Genomic DNA, 16,581 nt, shown 5'->3' on the forward strand with positions numbered 1-16,581 from the left:
CCGGTCGAGATGACGGAGTTGTCGGTGGACGATCACGCCTTCCGCACACCCCTGACGCCATCCGCCAAGGCCTTGATGTAGGCGAAGACGCCCGGCACGAGTTCGGGCTTGGCCTTGCCCTTGTCGTCGAGGCCCGCCTTGACGTGGTCGATGATGGCGGTGCCGACGACGGCGGCGTCGGCGTGGCGCGCCACGGCCGCCGCCTGCTCGGGCGTGCGGATGCCGAAGCCCACGCCCACCGGCAACCCGGTATGGCGCTTGATGCGTTCGACATGGGTGCGCACAGCCTCTTCCGGCGCCGACTTGGTGCCGGTGATGCCCAGCACGGAGACGAAATAGACGAAGCCCGACGCGTATTTCAGCACCGCCGGCAGGCGCACATCGTCGGTGGTCGGCGCGGTCAGGAGCACCGTGTCGATGCCATTGGCCGTCGCGTACGGCTTGAGCTCGTCCGCCTCTTCCGGCGGCAGGTCGACCAGGATGAAGCCGTCGACGCCCGCCGCGGCGGCTTCCTTGCAGAAACGCTCCGGCCCACGCTGGTAGATCAGATTGTAATAACCCATCAGGAGGATCGGCGTGTCGTTGTCCCCGGTCTCCTTGCGGAAGCGGCGCACCATGTCGAAGGTCTTGTCGACCGTCATGCCGGCCTTCAGAGCACGCTGTCCGGCCAGCTGGATCGACGGGCCGTCGGCCATCGGATCGGTGAACGGCATGCCAAGCTCGATCAGGTCGGCGCCGGCGGCCGGCAGACCCTTCAGGATCTGATAGCTGACGTCGGTGTCGGGATCGCCGGCAGTGATGTAGGTCACGAGCCCGGCGCGCTTGTCGGCCTTGAGTTGGGCGAAACGCTTTTCGATGCGGCTCATGGTCAGATCTTCATTCCGAGGCGCTCGGCCATCTGCGGGACATCCTTGTCGCCACGGCCGGAGAGGTTGAGCACGAGCAGGTTGTCCTTCGGCAGGGTCGGCGCGAGTCGCATCACGTGCGCGAGGCCATGCGAGGATTCGAGCGCGGGGATGATTCCCTCGAGCTTGCACAGGAGCTGGAACGCCTCGACGGCCTCGTCGTCGGTCGCCGACACGTATTCGACCCGGCCCATTTCCTTCAGCCACGAATGCTCGGGCCCGATGCCCGGATAGTCGAGGCCGGCCGAGATCGAATGCGCCTCGGTGATCTGGCCGTCCTTGTCCTGCAGCAGATAAGTACGGTTGCCGTGCAGCACGCCGGGGCGGCCACCGGTCAGCGACGCGGCATGCTCCTCGGTATCGAGACCGCGACCCGCCGCCTCGACACCGACGATGCGCACGCCCGGGTCGTCGAGGAAGGGATGGAACAGGCCCATGGCATTCGAGCCGCCGCCGATACAGGCGACCAGCGTGTCGGGCAGGCGGCCCTCCACTTCCATGATCTGCTTGCGCACCTCGTCGCCGATCACACACTGGAAGTCCCGCACCATCGCCGGATAGGGATGCGGGCCGGCCACCGTGCCGATGCAGTAGAAGGTATTCTCGCAGGTCGCGACCCAGTCCCGCAGCGCGTCGTTCATCGCGTCCTTGAGCGTCGAGGCCCCCGCCGTCACCGGCCGCACCTCGGCGCCCAGCATCTTCATGCGCGCCACGTTCGGCGCCTGCCGCTCGACGTCGACCGAGCCCATGAACACGACGCAGGGAATGTCGAACAGGGCGCAGGCGGTCGCGGTTGCAACGCCGTGCTGGCCCGCACCCGTCTCGGCGATCACGCGGGTCTTGCCCATGCGCTTGGCCAGAAGCACCTGGCCCAGCACGTTGTTGATCTTGTGGCTGCCCGTATGGTTCAGCTCGTCGCGCTTCAGATAGATCTTGGCGCCGCCGAGCTTCTCCGTGAGGCGCTTGGCGAAGTAGAGCGGGCTCGGCCGGCCGGCATACTGCGTCAGCAGATACTTCAGCTCGGCCTGGAATTGCGGATCGGCCTTGGCCTCGTTGTAGGCCTTCTCCAGGTCGAGGATCAGCGGCATCAGCGTCTCGGCGACGTAGCGGCCGCCAAAAATGCCGAAATGCCCACGCTCGTCGGGGCCGGTGCGGAAACTGTTGGGTACGGTGGACATTGCTCTTCCTGTCGGGACTGGCCGGCTTAGCAGCCCCGGCAGGGGCCGGTCAAAAGCCCTAGGCCTTCTTCTTCTTGGCTGCCTTCGCCTTGGGGGCCGCCTTTGCCTTGGGCGCGGGCGAAGTCTTGCGCTTGGCGGCCGCAGGCCTGGCTGAGACGACGCTCGGCGGCGGCGCGTCGTCCTCGAGTTCAACGATCACCTCGATCTCGACCGGGATACCGCGCGGGAGCGAGCCCATGCCGACCGCCGAGCGGGCATGGCGGCCCTTCTCGCCGAACACCTCGACGAAGAGATCGGAGCAACCGTTGATCACTTCCGGATGGCTGCCGTATTCCGACGTGGCATTGACCATGCCCAGCACCTTGACGATGCGCTTCACGCGATCGAGGTCGCCCAACTCGGCCTTGAGGGCGCCGAGAATGCTGAGCCCGGTGTCTCGTGCGAGGCGGTTGGCCTGTTCGAGCGAGAAATCACGTCCGACCTTGCCCACCGGCAGCGGCTTGCCCGGCAGGCCGGGCCCCTTGCCCGCCAAGAAGAGCAGATTGCCGGTGCGAACCGCATTCACATAGCTGCCCATCGGCGTCGTCGCCTCGGGAAGCTCGATGCCGAGTTCCTTCAGCCGCTCTTCGACTTTCATGCCCCTGCTCCTCAAAGCACTCTTACGGCGCCCAGAAAGGCGCGGATCAATTCAGTGGATTTCACACCGCGTGCCGCTTCTACACCAGAAGACACGTCGACGGCGCGCGCACCGGTGACGCGGACCGCCTCGGCCACATTGTCGGGATTGAGGCCGCCGGCGAGGAACCACGGCAGCGGCACCGTCCGGCCCGACAGGAAGGTCCAGTCGAAGGCCCTGGCATTGCCACCCGGCAGGGTGCCATCCGCCGCATCGAACATCAGCCGGTCGGCGACGCCGGCGAAAGCCGCGATACCGCGCTCGACATCGGCGGGCGCCGCGACCTTGATCGCCTTCATCACCGGCTTGCCGGTCCTTGCCTTGAGCGCAGCCAGCCGCTCCGGTGTCTCGGCACCATGAAGCTGCAGCATGTCGATGGCGCCGGTCGCCAGCCGTGCATCGATCAACGCATCGTCGGGATCGACGAACAGGCCGACACGAACCACGGTCCGCGGCACGCGCTCACCCAGCGCCTTCAGAAGGTCGAGGGATTCGATATGGCGCGGCGAGCGCGGAAAAGTGACGAAGCCCACAAAGCCCGCGCCGGCCTCGACCGCGGCATCGAGCGTCTCAGGCGTCGACAATCCGCAGATCTTGGCCTCGACGGTCATAGTTCGTTGACGCCGGCCTCGCGCGCGATCGCCTCGGCGGCGGCGCGCGGGTCCTGAGCCTGGTAGATCGGCCGGCCGACGACGAGGTTGGTGGCGCCGAGATCGACCGCTTGGCGCGGCGTCATCGCTCGCTTCTGGTCGTTGGCGGCGCTGCCGACGGGACGGATGCCCGGCACCATCAACACGAAATCGGGACCGCATTGCTTGCGCAACGCCGCGATCTCGTGGGGCGAACAGATCACGCCGTCGAGGCCACTTTCATGCGCCAGGGCCGCAAGCCGCAACACCTGGTCCGCCGGATCGGCGTTGACACCGGTCGATTCGAGATCGGACCGGTCGAGCGAGGTCAGTACCGTGACGCCGAGCAGCTTCGGTCGGGCGACGTTCTGCTTCGCCGCCTGCGAAGCGGCCTCTTCCACGGCGGCCTTCATCATCGCCCGGCCGCCGCCTGCATGGATCGTGATGAAGGTGGGCGCGAGTTCGACCACCGCGCGAATGCCGCCGGCCACCGTATTGGGAATGTCGTGCAGCTTGAGATCGAGGAAGAAGCCCACGCCCGTGGCCCGCACCGGCGTCGGGAAGGCGTAGCGCACGCCCGGCGCGCCGTGCGCCAGGAAGAACTCCAGCCCGAGCTTGATGCCGCCGACCGCCGGGTTTGGCCCCCCGGCGACGCTCTGGATGAGCCGGGTGGCGTGGGCAAGATCGGTCGTGTCGATGCTGCAGTAGACGGGATTGGCGCGGTTCTTCATGGCGGGCGCAACGTAATGGCCGTGCCCCTCACCAGCAATCAGGAACTGCGCACCCGCCGGACCGCATCCTTCCAGCCGGCATAGCGGCGGTCGCGGGCGGCGCTGTCCTCGGCAGGCTTGAAGGCCCGGTCGAGGACCCAGGTCCTGGACAGCGCCTCCAGCGAGGGCCACAGGCCCGCCTTCAGTCCGGCCAGGAAAGCCGCGCCCAGGGCGGTGGTCTCGGTGACTTCCGGCCGCTCGACCGGCGTGCCGACCGTGTCGGCGAGCCGTTGCATCAGCGGATCGTTCACCACCATGCCGCCATCGACCCTGAGCTCGTCGATCTGGGCGCCATCACCCCGCATCGCCTCCAGGAGATCGCGGGTCTGGTAGCAGACAGAATCGAGCGTGGCGGCGGCAATCTCGCCGGGACCGGAATCGCGTGTCAGGCCGAGGATGGCGGCGCGCGCCTCGGGGTCCCAATGCGGCGCTCCCAGGCCCACGAAGGCCGGCACCATGTAGACGCCGTGGCCGTCCCTGGCCCCGGCGGCGACCTTTTCCACGTCGGCGGATTTCTCGATGAGCTTCAGCCCGTCGCGCAGCCATTGCACCGCAGCGCCCGCGATGAAAATGCTGCCCTCCAGCGCGTAGGTGCGCCGTCCATCGAGCTGGTAGGCGATCGTCGTCAGCAGGCGATGGCGAGAATGCACGGCAATGCTGCCGGTATTGAGCAGCGCGAAGCAGCCCGTGCCGTACGTCGCCTTCACCATGCCGGGCTTGATACAGGCCTGCCCCACGGTCGCGGCCTGCTGGTCGCCAGCCATGCCGAGGATGGGAACCGGCGCGCCGAGGATTTCGGCATCGGCGACACCCAGCTCACCGGAACAGTCGACGACCCTGGGCAGCAGCGAGGCCGGCACGCCGAGCAGCTTCATCAGCTCGTCGTCCCAGATGCCCTTGCGGATGTCGAGCAGCAGCGAACGGCTGGCATTAGTGGCGTCGCTCGCATGCACCCTGCCGCCAGTCAGGCGCCACAGCAGGAAGCATTCGATCGTGCCGGCGGCGAGCGTACCCTTCTCGGCCGCGGAGCGCGCGCCCGCGACATGGTCGAGGATCCACGCGATCTTCGTTCCCGAGAAATACGGGTCGAGCAGCAGCCCCGTGCGTTCGGTGAACAGCTTCTCGTGCCCGTCCTTCTTCAGCGCGGCACAGCGGTCGGCAGTGCGCCGGTCCTGCCACACGATGGCATTGTGGATCGGCTTACCGGTGGCCCGATCCCACACGACCGTGGTCTCACGCTGGTTGGTGATGCCGATGCCGGCCAGCGCCTTGGCGTCGAGCTTCGCCTTGGCCAGGGCGCCCCGGCAGACCTCGACCGTCGCCGCCCAGATCTCCTCAGGATCGTGTTCGACCCAGCCGGGCCTGGGGAAGATCTGCGGCAGTTCCTTCTGCGCCGAGGCGACCGGACGGCCGCCCGCATCGAAGACGATGGCGCGGGTGCTGGTCGTGCCCTGATCTATGGCGAGAACGTGCTGGGCAGCCATCGCGCGGTGAGAGCCTAGTGGGCGCGATCGATGGCGAAGTCGACCGCCTCGAGTAGCGCGGCCTTGAGCGGCGTACCGGGGAACAGGCCCAGCGCATCGCGCGCCATGGCGCCGTAGTGGCGGGCGCGCTCCAGCGTGTCGGACAGGGCGCCATGGCGCTCGATCAGCTTTTGCGCCTGTTCGAGATCTTCGGGCTTCTGATCGAGCTTCTCGATGGTGCGCTTCCAGAATTCGCGATCGGCGGCGCCGCCGCGCAGGAAGGCGAGGATCACCGGCAGCGTGATCTTGCCCTCGCGGAAGTCATCGCCAACCGACTTGCCGAGCTTGGCTTCGCGGCCGGAATAGTCGAGGGCATCGTCGACGAGCTGGAAGGCGATGCCGAGATTCATCCCGAAGCTCTGCAGCCCCACCCTCTCGGGTCCGTTGCGGCCAGCCACCATGGCGCCCACCTCGGCCGCCGCGGCGAACAGCTTGGCCGTCTTGGCCTTGATGATCTCGAGATAGGTCGATTCCGGCGTGCTGATGTCGCGCTGGCTGACCAGCTGCAGCACCTCGCCCTCGGCAATCGTCGAGGAGGCATTCGACAGCACGCCGAGAATGTCGAGCGAGCCGACCTCGACCATCAGCTCGAAGGCGCGCGTGAACAGGAAATCGCCCACCAGTACCGAGGCCTTGTCGCCATACACGGTATTGGCGGTCGGCTTGCCGCGGCGAAGAGCGCTCACGTCGACGACGTCGTCATGCAGCAGCGTGGCGGAATGGATGAATTCGACGCAGGTGGCGAGTTTGATGTGGCGATCGGTGTCTTCGCTGTAGCCGCACAGCCGCGCCGCCGCGACCGTGAGCAGCGGACGCATGCGCTTGCCGCCGGCGCCGACCAGATGATTGGCGAGCTCGGGAATCAGAGCAACCGGCGAGCGCATACGCGCCACGATCTCGCGATCGACCCGCCCCATGTCGTCGGTGCAGAGCGCGAGAAGAGGTTCGAGGCTGGGCGACTTGCGCTTGCCTCCGAGAGAGACGACGGTTGCCATGACGGAGGCCAAACTCTCCGGTGAAGCCTGTTACTGCGAATCAAAGTCGTGAGAGATGAGTAGCACGGAATCCGCGCCGACCGAAAACACTGTGATGGGCGGAAGGGTGAAGCTCTTGCAGCCTCGACGCGGATACCGAATTGCCGTCGATGCGGTCCTGTTGGCGGCCGCCGCCGACGTGAAGCCTGGCGAGAGCGTGCTTGATCTCGGTGCGGGCGTCGGCGCCGTGGGGCTCTGCCTCGCTGCACGCGTGCCCGGCTGCGACATCACCGGCATCGAGCTGCAACCGGTGCTGGCGGCCCTGGCCGAGCGCAATGCGCTACTGAACGACGCGGCAGATCGGGTGCGTACGGTTGTTCACGATCTGGCGCAGCCTTTGCCGTCTGATCTCGGTCCCTTCGACCTTGTCGCGACCAATCCGCCCTATCTTCCGGCGGCCGTCGCCGATCCCTCGCCGAATCCCAGCAAGGCGCTCGCCACAGTCGAATCGAGCGCAGATCTCGCACGGTGGCTGTCCGTGGCGACGGGAGCGCTGAAATCTGCAGGGACTCTGCTCATGATCCATCGCAGCGATCGCCTGGAAGAAATCGTCGCCACGCTGGCCCGCCTCGGCTGGGGCGAGGTCACCGTGAAGCGACTGCCGCCGGCCGCGCGCGTACTTGTCCGCGCGCGTCGCGCGGATGAATTGCGCCGGCACGACGCCGAGCCGCTGGTCCTGCATCACCCCGAGGGCGGCTACACCGACGAGGCCGAGGCCATCCTGCGTCACGGACAGCCGCTTGCCTTCTAGAAGCGGCGCCGCGACAGTGCCCGGCATGCTGGATTGGATCAGGAATCGTCTTCGCCGCGGGCCGGTCGTGCCCGTCGTTCGCCTCTCCGGCGTCATCGCTTCCGGTGGCCTGCTGGGCAGCCGTGGCCTGTCGATCGAATCGGTCGCGCCACTGCTGAAGCGCGCCTTCGAGATGCGAGGGGCCAAGGCCGTCGCGCTGTCGCTCAATTCCCCGGGCGGTTCTCCCGTTCAGTCCGCCCTGATTGCCCAGCGCATCCGGCTGCATGCCGCCGAGAAGGGGCTGCCCGTCATCGCCTTCGTCGAGGATGTTGCCGCCTCGGGTGGCTACTGGCTCGCCTGCGCCGCCGACGAGATCGTCGCCGATCCCAGTTCGATCGTGGGATCGATCGGAGTCATCAGTTCGGGCTTCGGCTTCCAGGACCTGATCGCGCGCATCGGCGTGGAACGCCGCGTCCATACGTCGGGCGAGAACAAGTCGATGCTCGATCCTTTTCGGCCTGAGCAACCTGAAGACGTCGTGCGCCTGAAGCGCCTGCAGGCGGAAATCCATGATGGCTTCAAGGACTGGGTCCGCCAGCGGCGCGGCAAGCTGCTGAAGGGCGACGAGTCGATGCTGTTCACCGGTGAGTTCTGGACGGCCCGGCGCGGCATCGACTTCGGCCTGGTCGATGGGTTCGGCGAACTGCGCGCCACCTTGCAGGCCCGCTACGGCGAGAAGGTGCGACTGCCCGTCATCGGGCCTCGGCGCCGCCTGTTGTCGCGCTTCGGCCTGCAAACCGGGATCGGCGGCGGCATCGACACTATTGGACCGGCCACGCTCGCCGCCCTGGAAGAGCGCGCGCTCTGGCAACGTTTCGGGCTCTAGGGGAGAGGCTTTCGATGAACCTTCGCAACCCGGTCAACGCCGACGACCTTGCCGCCGTGCGCCAGTGGTTCGACACGCTGTCGAAGCATTGCCGCGCCGTCGACTACGAAGGCGCGCGGCCGATCTTCGCCGACGACATGATCGCCTTCGGCACCTTCACCGACTTCATGATCGGCCGCGATCTCGCCGAACAGAAACAGTGGCGCAACGTCTGGGGCACCATCCGCGAGTTCCGCTATGACCTCTCGAAGATCGAGGCCATCGTCTCGGCCGACCGCCTGACAGCGGTCGGCATGGGCGTGTGGCAGTCCTTCGGCTTCCACCCGAACGGCGACCGTTTCGACCGGCCCGGCCGCACGACGGTGGTGCTGGGACGCAGGGCGGTGGGCGACCCGTTCGTAGCCACCCACACCCACATGTCGCTGTTCCGCGGCACGCCCGAGCGAAGCTACGGCAACTTCGCCAGGAGCGAGGTCGCCTGAGCCTCAGGCCGGATCGATTGCGCCCTTGCGCTCGACGATCATGCGGTACTGGTCGGGCTGGCGATGGACGGCGAAGTTGAAGGTCGTCGTCTTGTAGCTCCGGCCGGCGTCTAGGTCGCAGCGATGGACGATAAGTTCGTCGCCATCGCCGCCCGCGCGCGCGACGACCTTGCCCGAGGGGGCCACGATCATGCTGTCGGCCAGCGAAGGCACGCCCTCCTCGGTGCCGCCCTTGGCAACGCCGACGACCCAGGTGCCGTTCTGGTAGGCGCCGGCCTGCATCGAGAGCTGGTTGTGGAACCAGGAATGCTCGTCATGGTCGGGCGACGGCGCGTTATGTAACGGCGTATTGTAGCCCAGCAGCACCATCTCGACGTTCTGCAGGCCCATGACGCGATAGGTCTCGGGCCAACGGCGGTCGTTGCAGATGCACATGCCCATGTTGCCGCCGAACGCCCTGACGACCGGGAAGCCCAGGTTGCCGACTTCGAAGTAGCGCTTCTCGAGATGCTGGAAGGGCCGCTCGGGCTCGTGCTCGGAATGACCCGGCAGATGGACCTTGCGGTACTTGCCCACGATGCTGCCGTCGCGCTCGACCAGGATCGAGGTGTTGAAACGCCGGATGCGCCCGTCCTCGTTGACCAGTTCGGCATAGCCGAGACAGAATCCAATCGACAGCCGCTTCGCTTCGTTGAACAGCGCGGCCGTCTCATTGGACGGCATCTCCTGCTCGAAGAACGAGTCGACCTCGGCCTGGTCCTGCATCCACCAGCGCGGAAAGAACGTCGTCAGCGTGAGCTCGGGAAACACCACGAGATCGCACCCCATGCGCCGGGCCTCGCGCAGATGGGCGATCAGCCGCTCGACCACGTCGCGGCGGGAATGGCTGCGCTGGATGGGACCCATCTGCGCCGCACCGACAGTCAGAAAACGCGTCATCGTCACCTCTTCGGCGACGATTATAGCCCTTGGGAGAGGATGCGCTTCACATCGTTGGTGAATTCAGCCGAACAAAAAGTGCCGCCCTGGAAGAGATCGCCGACCGGATCTGGTCCGATCTTTGCCTGCTCCGCCTCGGCATGGGCGCGATGATCCTCGGCCTTGTCCTGCGGACGATAGCCGAATTGCTCGGCCCGCGAATTGTCCCACCAGCCGGCCGCATTGTCCGACGCCCCGTAGAAGATCTCGTAGCGCAGGTCCGGATGGTCGAGCCCGATCTGGAAGAGCTGCACGAGGTCGCGCGGCGAGATCCAGATGGAGAGCCGGCGCACGTCGAGCGGCACCGGCCCGACATTGCCGATCCGGAGACAGGTCACGCCGATACCGTGCTTGTCGGCGTACAGCGAGCCCAGCGCCTCGCCGAACACCTTGCTGACCCCATAGCGGCTGTCGGGTTTCACCGTCAGGTTGGTGCCGATGCGCTGCTTGCGCGGATAGAAGCCGATCGCGTGGTTGGACGAGGCAAAGATGATCCGCTTCACGCCCGCCGCGCGCGCTGCCTCGAAGACATTGTAGCAGCCGATGATGTTGGCCTGCAGGATCTGGTCCCACGTGCCCTCGACCGAATGGCCGCCGAGATGGATGACGCTGTCGGCGCCCTCGAGCACCGCCGCCACTTCATCGGGTTTCGTGAGGTCGGCGGCGGCGAACGTCTCGCCCGGCTGCAGGTCCGCAGGTCTCACGCGGTCGCTGAGGACCAGACCGGGATAGAGCCTGGCCAGCAGTGGCCGCGTCATGGTGCCGATGCTGCCGGCGGCGCCGGTGAAGACGATACGACGATTGTTCTCAGCGCCGGCCATATGCGTTTCCTCCTGCCAGTTTCCGATAGCGTTCGAGCGAGCGCATGAGATGGTCGCGCATGGCGCGCCGCGCTTCGACCGGCTCGCCCTCGGCAATTGCCGTCACGATCCGCGCATGCTCGTCCTGGATGCGCTCGAGATAGGCGCGCCGCTCGGCCGGCGTGTCGACGCTGAGCCGAACGCTCTGGCGAGGGATCACGTGACTGCCGAGATAGGCCAGGAACCGCGGGAACTGGTCGTTGCCGGTGGCCTCCGCGATGGCGCGGTGGAAGGCGAAATCCTCGGCAACGGCGCCTTCGCCACGCTGCAGCGCCGAATCGATCGCACGAAGGGCCGCGCGGATCGGTGCGAGCTGCTTTCGATTGGCACGCTCGGCGGCCAGACCGGCGGCCTGCACCTCCACCGCCAGCCGCAGCTCCATGATGTTCAGGATATCGGACAGCGAGGTCGCGCTGGGCGGTACGATGCGGAACGGCCCTGCCGCCGGATCGGCGACGAATGCGCCCGAGCCACGGCGCGTCACGACCAGCCCGTCGGCGCGCAATGCCGCGACCGCCTCGCGCACCACGGTACGGCTCACGCCCAGCTCGTTCGTCAGAGCCTGTTCCGTCGGCAGCCGGGTACCCGGCGCGAGACGGCCGCCGCGGATATCGGCGCTCAGCCGCGCCATCACCTGCTCGGCAAGATTGTTTTTCAGCTGCTTCCTGGCCATCGGGGTGGATGCTAGCGCCGCTGAAGTTGTCAGACAATTATCTCTGGTCGGCCAGTTCCAGCATCACGTTCAGCAAAACCTGCGCGCCGGCCGCGAGGTCGGCGGCCTCGGTGTGCTCCTTCACATTGTGGCTGAGGCCCGCCACCGACGGCACGAAGATCATGGCCGTCGGGCAGAGGCGCTGCATCATCTGCGCGTCGTGGCCGGCGCCCGAGGGCATGCGCCGCGTGCTGAGAGACAATGCCCTGGCATGGTGCTCGACCCTGTCGACCAGCCTTGAGTCGAAGATCACGGGTTCGAACCGCGCCAGCACCCTGGCCTCGACCTCGACCCTTTCGGTCTGCGCGACCTCGGCGATGTGCGCGGCGACCCGCGCCTCGGCTTCCTTGAGCCTGGTCTCGTCGGTATTGCGCAGGTCGACCGAGAAGATCGCGCGGTTGGGCACGACGTTGATGAGGTTGGGCCGCAACGCCAGCGACCCAACCGTGGCCACCTGGTTGCCGCCCATCTCCCAGGCAAGCTTGCGCGCGAACAGATTGACCGAGGCCGCGAGATAGCCCGCGTCGCGGCGCAGGCGCATCGGCGTCGTGCCGGCATGGTTGGAGACGCCGGTCACGGTGTATTCGGTCCACGAGATGCCCTGCACACTCTCGACGACGCCGATCTGCACCTTCTCCTCGTCGAGGATCGGGCCCTGCTCGATATGCAGCTCGACGAAGGCATGCGGCTTCACCGCGCCCGGCTTCGCCGGTCCGAGATAGCCGATGCGCCGCAGTTCATCGCCGACCGAGGCTCCGTCCTTGTCGGCCGCGGCATAGGCCTCGTTGAGGCCGAGGCCGCCGACATAGACCAGGCTGCCCATCATGTCGGGCTGGAAGCGCGCGCCCTCCTCGTTGGTGAAGAAGGCCACCGCGATCGGCCGGCGCGTCGTCACGCCGGCCTCGTTCAGTGCCTGCACGACCTCGAGCCCCGCCAGCACGCCGTAATTGCCGTCGTAGCGGCCGCCGGTGCGGACGGTGTCGACATGGCTGCCGGTCATGACCGGCGCGAGGTTCTCGGTGCCGGCGCGCACGCCGATCACGTTGCCGATCGCATCGACCGTCACGGCGAGTCCCAGCGCCTTCATCCAGCCCACGACCCGGTCGCGACCAGCCCTGTCCTCGTCGGTCAGCGCCAGCCGCGCGCAGCCGCCGCCGTCGATGGCGCCGATGGAAGCCAGCTCGTCGAGGGCGCTCAGCAGGCGCCTTTCATCCAGTCGCAACATGAATTCCCCTGTGGAACCAAGACCTTAGCCGTTCACGTACCATCGGGCAAAATATCACGCCGCCTTGATCCGGATTGCCTTGCAAGCGCCACGGGCGAAGGTCACTTAGGAAGGCGATGACGCGTTTCCTCGCCCTTCTTCTCGTGCTTCTGGCGGGCCCCGCTTTTGCGCAGGCGGTCGTGCAGACCGACAATGTGCGGTCCGAACTCGTGTCAGAAGTCGCGACGGTGAAGCCGGGAGAGCCGTTCTGGGTGGGGCTACGCCAGACCCTGCGACCGAAGTGGCATACCTATTGGAAGAATCCGGGCGACTCGGGCCTGCCCACGGAAATTTCCTGGAAGCTGCCGGACGGCGCCAAGGCCGATCCGATCGTCTGGCCGGCGCCGATCCGCTTCGATATCGGCGGCGTCATCAACTACGGCTTCAAGGACGAGTCGATGCTGCTCGTGCGCATCACGCCGCCGACCGGCCTGACCGGCCCCCTCGCCCTCGCCGCCGAAGCCAACTGGCTGGTCTGCGAGGACGTCTGCATCCCCGAGGAGGGCAAGTTCGAGCTGGTGCTGCCGTCGGGTCCTGCCGCCACGCCGTCGCCGCCCGCGACGCTTGCCCTGTTCGAACAGGCGCGCCGCGCGCTGCCGACGCAAAGCCCGTGGCCTGCACGGTACGGCGTGTCGAAAGCAGGTGACCCGACGCTGCTGGTCGAGGCCCGGGGCCTGAAGCCGGACGCGATCAGCGACATCTACTTCTTTCCGGCCGAGTGGGGGCCCGTCGCCACCATGGCCAAGCAGAATGCCACGGTCACGGCCGAGGGCATCCGCATCCCGCTGAAGAAGGGCGACGCCAAGGCGGTCATGCCCACCGAACTCGCCGGCACCCTGGTGCTCACCGAAAAGACCGCCGACGGCAGCGTGAAGCAGGCCTTCGACCTCTCGGCGAAGCTCGATCCGGCCTTCGTGCCGGTCGCCACCGCATCACTCGCGAATGCCATGGGTGCCGAGCAGCTCTCGCTGTTGCAGGCGCTGGCGTTCGCGCTACTGGGCGGGCTGATCCTGAACCTGATGCCCTGTGTCTTCCCAGTCCTGGCGATGAAGGCGGCGGCGTTCGCTCGCCTCGCCGGCCACGAGCGGAGCGAGATGCGGCGCGACGGGCTCGCCTATACGTCGGGCGTCCTCGTCTCCTTCGCCGCCATGGCGGGGATCGTGATCGCGATCCGCTCGACCGTGGGCGACGTGAGCTGGGGCTTCCAGTTCCAGTCACCGGTCTTCTCGCTGCTGATCGCCTATCTGTTCTTCGTGGTCGGCCTCAACCTCTCCGGCGTGTTCGAGGTCGGTAGCCGGATGGCGGGAGTCGGCCAGGGCCTGGTGTCCCGCGGCGGCACGACCGGCGCCTTTTTCACGGGGGTGCTGGCGGTGATCGTCGCGACGCCTTGCACTGCGCCGTTCATGGCCGCCGCCCTGGGCTTTGCGCTGAGCCAGCCCGCGCCCGCAACGGTCGCGGTGCTGCTGGCCATGGGCCTAGGTCTCGCCCTTCCCTATCTCGCTTTGTCGATGACTCCTGCCCTGCAGCGGCTGATGCCTCGGCCCGGCCCGTGGATGGACCGGCTGCGGCAGTTCCTCGCCTTTCCGATGTATGCCTCCGCCGTCTGGATGATCTGGGTGCTGACCCAGCAGACCGGCGCCGACGGCGTGCTCTATGCGCTGGGCGGCATGATCCTGATCGCCTTCGCCATCTGGCTTCTGCGGATCGGCAGCGGCGCATCGGCGGGAACCTGGGTGCGTCGCGGCCTCGCCGCCGCTGCAGTCCTGCTGGCCTTTGCCGCCACGCTCAAGCTCGACGACAGCCCGGCCACCGCCGCCTCGGCGTCGGGCGGCCCGAACGCCGGCGTCAGCTTCGAAGGCTGGGAACGCTTCTCGCGCGCCCGCATGGCCGAGGCCGTCGCTGCGGGCAAGCCGGTCTTCGTCGACTTCACGGCCGCCTGGTGCATCACCTGCCTGGTGAATGAGAGGGTCGCGCTGGAAACGCCGGCCACACGGAAGGCGTTCGAGCAGGCCGGCGTCGTCAAGCTCAAGGGCGACTGGACCAATCGCGATGCCGAGATCACGGGCGTCCTGAAGGAACTCGGTCGCGCCGGCGTGCCGCTTTACCTGTTCTGGGCGCCGGGGGCGGATCGGCCGAAGATCCTGCCCCAGGTTCTCACCGAGTCGCTGATCCTGTCGGAGTTGTCATCGATCCAGCAAGCCAAGCGTTAGGAGGTACCCATGTCGAAGCTGAATGTTCCCCGTCGTTCCGTGATGATCGGTGGCGCTGCGCTCGCCCTATCCCCCGCCACAGCCTTTGCCTCTTCGAGCCCGGACATCGGCAAGCCCGCGCCGCAGTTCAGCGCGGTCGACAGCAACGGCAAGACCTGGTCGTTGGCCGACCTCAAGGGCAAGATCATCGTCCTCGAGACGACGAATCACGACTGCCCCTACGTGCGCAAGCACTACACGTCCAACAACATGCAGGACCAGCAGCGCGAAGCGGCCGCCAAGGGCGTCGTCTGGCTGACCGTTGCCTCCTCGGCCACGGGCGAGCAAGGCCATGTGACAGCGCAGCAGGCGAACGATCTCACCAGGAGCCGCAACGCCGCGCCGGCCGCCGTGCTGCTCGACCCTGAGAGCAAGGTCGCGCGGGCCTACGGCGCCACCGTGACGCCGCACATGTACATCATCGATGCCAAGGGCATCCTGGTCTACAAGGGTGGCATCGACTCGATCCCGTCCTCGAACGTCGCCGACATTCCCAAGGCCACGCAGTATGTCCGCGTCGCTCTGGGCCAGGTGCAGGCCGGCCAGCAGGTCGCCGACTCCTCGACCCGCGCCTATGGTTGCACGCTGAAGTATCCGAAGACCTCGACCTGAGGAGCTGCCATGCCGCACGACGGCTGGCATCCGCACGGCGAGACTCACGACAACCACCACCATCACGGCCCGCCCAAGCGGCGGACCGTGCTGACAGCGGCGGCGCTGCTGCCGTTCGGGAGCGCCAGTGCCCAGACGGTCGATGGCGCCCAGCGCGTCGCCGATGCCGCCAACCGCTTCCTCCTCTCGCTCGACGACGGTCAGCGCCAGAAGGCGATGATCGCCTTCGAGTCGGGCAATCGTCTCGACTGGCACTACATTCCGCGCAGCCGCTCCGGGCTGGCCCTGGGCGAGATGCGGTCCAACCAGGCCGATGCAGCCCGCGCGCTCTTCGCCTCGGTGCTGAACAAGCGCGGCCTCGACCTGCTCGACGGCGTCCGCCTGCTCGAAGGCGTGCTGCGCGAGCAGCAGGGCAGCTTCCGCGATCCCGGCCGCTATTACGTCTCGGTCTTCGGCACGCCCGGCCGCTTCCCCTGGGGCTGGCGCTTCGAGGGCCATCATCTGTCGCTGAACGTGGCGCTGCCCGCGCCCGGCCACGTCTCGGTAACGCCGTTCTTCGCCGGTGCCCATCCCGCCGCCGTGCGCGATGGTCCCAATGCCGGCTTCCGCCTGCTCGGCGCCTCGGAAGACATAGCCCGCCGGATCATGACCGGCCTCAACGAGCAGCAGCGCCAGGCCGCGACAATCGCCAATCGTTCGTTCGGCGAGATCGTCGCGAGCCCGCAACGCGAGCGGAATCTCGGCAGTCCGAAGGGCCTGCAACTCGGCGACATGACCGGCGCGCAGCGCACCCTGGTCGAGGCGCTAATGGACCGTTTCCTCGGCACGCTCGCCGCGGATCTGCTGGCCCGGCAGAAGCAGCGCGTTCTGGAGCAAGGTCTCTCGAGATTCCGCTTCGCCTGGGCCGGATCGCTCACACCGGGAGAGGCCCACTACTTTCGCGTCCACGGCCCCGTGACGCTGATTGAGCACGACAATACCCAGAACGACGCCAATCACGTCCACGCCGTGTGGCGCGACCTCGCCGCCGATTTCGGCCGCGATGCGCTGGCCGATCATTACCGGCAACAACAGCACCGCTGAGGGCGCTGCC

General features: G+C 67.2%; 17 protein-coding genes. 6 read left to right on the forward strand and 11 right to left on the reverse strand.

The window, feature by feature from the left end:
* Positions 1-32 precede the first annotated feature (32 nt).
* The 7 genes from trpA to Q0Q48_RS01085 are packed head-to-tail and all read right to left on the reverse strand — an operon-like array spanning position 33 to position 6,676.
* Positions 33-866 carry a tryptophan synthase subunit alpha gene (trpA, locus tag Q0Q48_RS01055; RefSeq protein ID WP_295132538.1) on the reverse strand — a complete coding sequence of 278 codons (834 nt, stop codon included), beginning with the start codon at positions 864-866 and terminating at the stop codon, positions 33-35.
* 2 nt (positions 867-868) lie between these two features.
* The gene (gene trpB / locus Q0Q48_RS01060) at positions 869-2,083 is read right to left on the reverse strand and encodes a tryptophan synthase subunit beta (protein WP_295132541.1); all 1,215 of its coding nucleotides are present in this window, start codon (positions 2,081-2,083) and stop codon (positions 869-871) included.
* A 58-nt stretch (positions 2,084-2,141) separates the two neighbouring features.
* Complete coding sequence (locus Q0Q48_RS01065) at positions 2,142-2,720, reverse strand: RidA family protein (protein WP_366915264.1); 579 nt, start codon at positions 2,718-2,720, stop codon at positions 2,142-2,144.
* Between the two features lie 11 nt (positions 2,721-2,731).
* Entirely contained in the window at positions 2,732-3,370 is a 639-nt protein-coding gene (locus Q0Q48_RS01070; RefSeq protein WP_295132543.1) for a phosphoribosylanthranilate isomerase, read from the reverse strand.
* Positions 3,367-4,119 (reverse strand): orotidine-5'-phosphate decarboxylase, encoded by a 753-nt coding sequence (gene pyrF, locus Q0Q48_RS01075; RefSeq protein ID WP_295132546.1) that lies wholly within the window; start codon positions 4,117-4,119, stop codon positions 3,367-3,369. Before pyrF ends, Q0Q48_RS01070 begins: the two co-directional genes overlap by 4 nt.
* Before the next feature lie 38 nt (positions 4,120-4,157).
* Positions 4,158-5,642: a glycerol kinase GlpK gene (glpK, locus tag Q0Q48_RS01080; RefSeq protein WP_295132549.1), complete on the reverse strand. Its 1,485-nt coding sequence runs from the start codon at positions 5,640-5,642 to the stop codon at positions 4,158-4,160.
* 14 nt (positions 5,643-5,656) lie between these two features.
* Positions 5,657-6,676, reverse strand: a complete 1,020-nt coding sequence (locus Q0Q48_RS01085) for a polyprenyl synthetase family protein (protein WP_295132552.1) — start codon at positions 6,674-6,676, stop codon at positions 5,657-5,659.
* Between the two features lie 55 nt (positions 6,677-6,731).
* Here Q0Q48_RS01085 and Q0Q48_RS01090 point away from each other — a divergent pair, with 55 nt between their 5' ends.
* Genes Q0Q48_RS01090 through Q0Q48_RS01100 form a run of 3 tightly spaced genes read left to right on the forward strand, consistent with a single transcriptional unit; the run spans position 6,732 to position 8,813 of the window.
* Positions 6,732-7,466, forward strand: a complete 735-nt coding sequence (locus Q0Q48_RS01090; protein WP_295132555.1) for a methyltransferase — start codon at positions 6,732-6,734, stop codon at positions 7,464-7,466.
* Positions 7,467-7,491: 25 nt separating this feature from the next.
* Positions 7,492-8,331 (forward strand): S49 family peptidase, encoded by an 840-nt coding sequence (locus tag Q0Q48_RS01095; RefSeq protein WP_295132558.1) that lies wholly within the window; start codon positions 7,492-7,494, stop codon positions 8,329-8,331.
* A 14-nt stretch (positions 8,332-8,345) separates the two neighbouring features.
* Positions 8,346-8,813: a ketosteroid isomerase gene (locus Q0Q48_RS01100; RefSeq protein ID WP_295132561.1), complete on the forward strand. Its 468-nt coding sequence runs from the start codon at positions 8,346-8,348 to the stop codon at positions 8,811-8,813.
* A gap of 3 nt (positions 8,814-8,816) precedes the next feature.
* On the opposite strand, the gene Q0Q48_RS01105 is transcribed toward Q0Q48_RS01100, so the two are convergent.
* From Q0Q48_RS01105 to Q0Q48_RS01120, 4 genes are read right to left on the reverse strand one after another with little or no spacing between them, the layout of a single operon-like run.
* The gene (locus Q0Q48_RS01105) at positions 8,817-9,752 is read right to left on the reverse strand and encodes an N-carbamoyl-D-amino-acid hydrolase (RefSeq protein ID WP_295132564.1); all 936 of its coding nucleotides are present in this window, start codon (positions 9,750-9,752) and stop codon (positions 8,817-8,819) included.
* Between the two features lie 20 nt (positions 9,753-9,772).
* Positions 9,773-10,612 carry an NAD(P)-dependent oxidoreductase gene (locus Q0Q48_RS01110; protein ID WP_295132567.1) on the reverse strand — a complete coding sequence of 280 codons (840 nt, stop codon included), beginning with the start codon at positions 10,610-10,612 and terminating at the stop codon, positions 9,773-9,775.
* Positions 10,599-11,324 carry a FadR/GntR family transcriptional regulator gene (locus tag Q0Q48_RS01115; protein ID WP_295132570.1) on the reverse strand — a complete coding sequence of 242 codons (726 nt, stop codon included), beginning with the start codon at positions 11,322-11,324 and terminating at the stop codon, positions 10,599-10,601. Before Q0Q48_RS01115 ends, Q0Q48_RS01110 begins: the two co-directional genes overlap by 14 nt.
* Before the next feature lie 37 nt (positions 11,325-11,361).
* Positions 11,362-12,588 (reverse strand): Zn-dependent hydrolase, encoded by a 1,227-nt coding sequence (locus Q0Q48_RS01120; protein WP_295132572.1) that lies wholly within the window; start codon positions 12,586-12,588, stop codon positions 11,362-11,364.
* A 116-nt stretch (positions 12,589-12,704) separates the two neighbouring features.
* On the opposite strand from Q0Q48_RS01120, the gene Q0Q48_RS01125 reads away from it, so the two are divergent.
* The 3 genes from Q0Q48_RS01125 to Q0Q48_RS01135 are packed head-to-tail and all read left to right on the forward strand — an operon-like array spanning position 12,705 to position 16,571.
* Positions 12,705-14,837: a protein-disulfide reductase DsbD domain-containing protein gene (locus tag Q0Q48_RS01125; RefSeq protein WP_295132575.1), complete on the forward strand. Its 2,133-nt coding sequence runs from the start codon at positions 12,705-12,707 to the stop codon at positions 14,835-14,837.
* Positions 14,838-14,846: 9 nt separating this feature from the next.
* The gene (locus Q0Q48_RS01130; protein WP_295132578.1) at positions 14,847-15,488 is read left to right on the forward strand and encodes a redoxin domain-containing protein; all 642 of its coding nucleotides are present in this window, start codon (positions 14,847-14,849) and stop codon (positions 15,486-15,488) included.
* 9 nt (positions 15,489-15,497) lie between these two features.
* Entirely contained in the window at positions 15,498-16,571 is a 1,074-nt protein-coding gene (locus Q0Q48_RS01135) for a DUF3500 domain-containing protein (protein WP_295132581.1), read from the forward strand.
* The last annotated feature ends 10 nt before the right edge of the window (positions 16,572-16,581 follow it).

This window comes from uncultured Reyranella sp. (genome assembly GCF_945957355.1).
In the GTDB taxonomy this organism is placed as follows: Bacteria; Pseudomonadota; Alphaproteobacteria; order Reyranellales; family Reyranellaceae; genus Reyranella.

Bases quoted from the DNA above. Each gene is read 5' to 3' on its own strand.
- Q0Q48_RS01105 (WP_295132564.1), bottom strand. From the start codon at position 9,752: ATGACGCGTTTTCTGACTGTCGGTGCGGCGCAGATGGGTCCCATCCAG.
- trpA (WP_295132538.1), bottom strand. From the start codon at position 866: ATGAGCCGCATCGAAAAGCGTTTCGCCCAACTCAAGGCCGACAAGCGC.
- Q0Q48_RS01120 (WP_295132572.1), bottom strand. From the start codon at position 12,588: ATGTTGCGACTGGATGAAAGGCGCCTGCTGAGCGCCCTCGACGAGCTG.
- Q0Q48_RS01115 (WP_295132570.1), bottom strand. From the start codon at position 11,324: ATGGCCAGGAAGCAGCTGAAAAACAATCTTGCCGAGCAGGTGATGGCG.
- Q0Q48_RS01065 (WP_366915264.1), bottom strand. From the start codon at position 2,720: ATGAAAGTCGAAGAGCGGCTGAAGGAACTCGGCATCGAGCTTCCCGAG.
- Q0Q48_RS01100 (WP_295132561.1), top strand. From the start codon at position 8,346: ATGAACCTTCGCAACCCGGTCAACGCCGACGACCTTGCCGCCGTGCGC.
- Q0Q48_RS01135 (WP_295132581.1), top strand. From the start codon at position 15,498: ATGCCGCACGACGGCTGGCATCCGCACGGCGAGACTCACGACAACCAC.
- Q0Q48_RS01125 (WP_295132575.1), top strand. From the start codon at position 12,705: ATGACGCGTTTCCTCGCCCTTCTTCTCGTGCTTCTGGCGGGCCCCGCT.
- pyrF (WP_295132546.1), bottom strand. From the start codon at position 4,119: ATGAAGAACCGCGCCAATCCCGTCTACTGCAGCATCGACACGACCGAT.
- Q0Q48_RS01085 (WP_295132552.1), bottom strand. From the start codon at position 6,676: ATGGCAACCGTCGTCTCTCTCGGAGGCAAGCGCAAGTCGCCCAGCCTC.
- Q0Q48_RS01130 (WP_295132578.1), top strand. From the start codon at position 14,847: ATGTCGAAGCTGAATGTTCCCCGTCGTTCCGTGATGATCGGTGGCGCT.
- Q0Q48_RS01090 (WP_295132555.1), top strand. From the start codon at position 6,732: ATGAGTAGCACGGAATCCGCGCCGACCGAAAACACTGTGATGGGCGGA.
- Q0Q48_RS01110 (WP_295132567.1), bottom strand. From the start codon at position 10,612: ATGGCCGGCGCTGAGAACAATCGTCGTATCGTCTTCACCGGCGCCGCC.
- glpK (WP_295132549.1), bottom strand. From the start codon at position 5,642: ATGGCTGCCCAGCACGTTCTCGCCATAGATCAGGGCACGACCAGCACC.
- trpB (WP_295132541.1), bottom strand. From the start codon at position 2,083: ATGTCCACCGTACCCAACAGTTTCCGCACCGGCCCCGACGAGCGTGGG.
- Q0Q48_RS01070 (WP_295132543.1), bottom strand. From the start codon at position 3,370: ATGACCGTCGAGGCCAAGATCTGCGGATTGTCGACGCCTGAGACGCTC.
- Q0Q48_RS01095 (WP_295132558.1), top strand. From the start codon at position 7,492: ATGCTGGATTGGATCAGGAATCGTCTTCGCCGCGGGCCGGTCGTGCCC.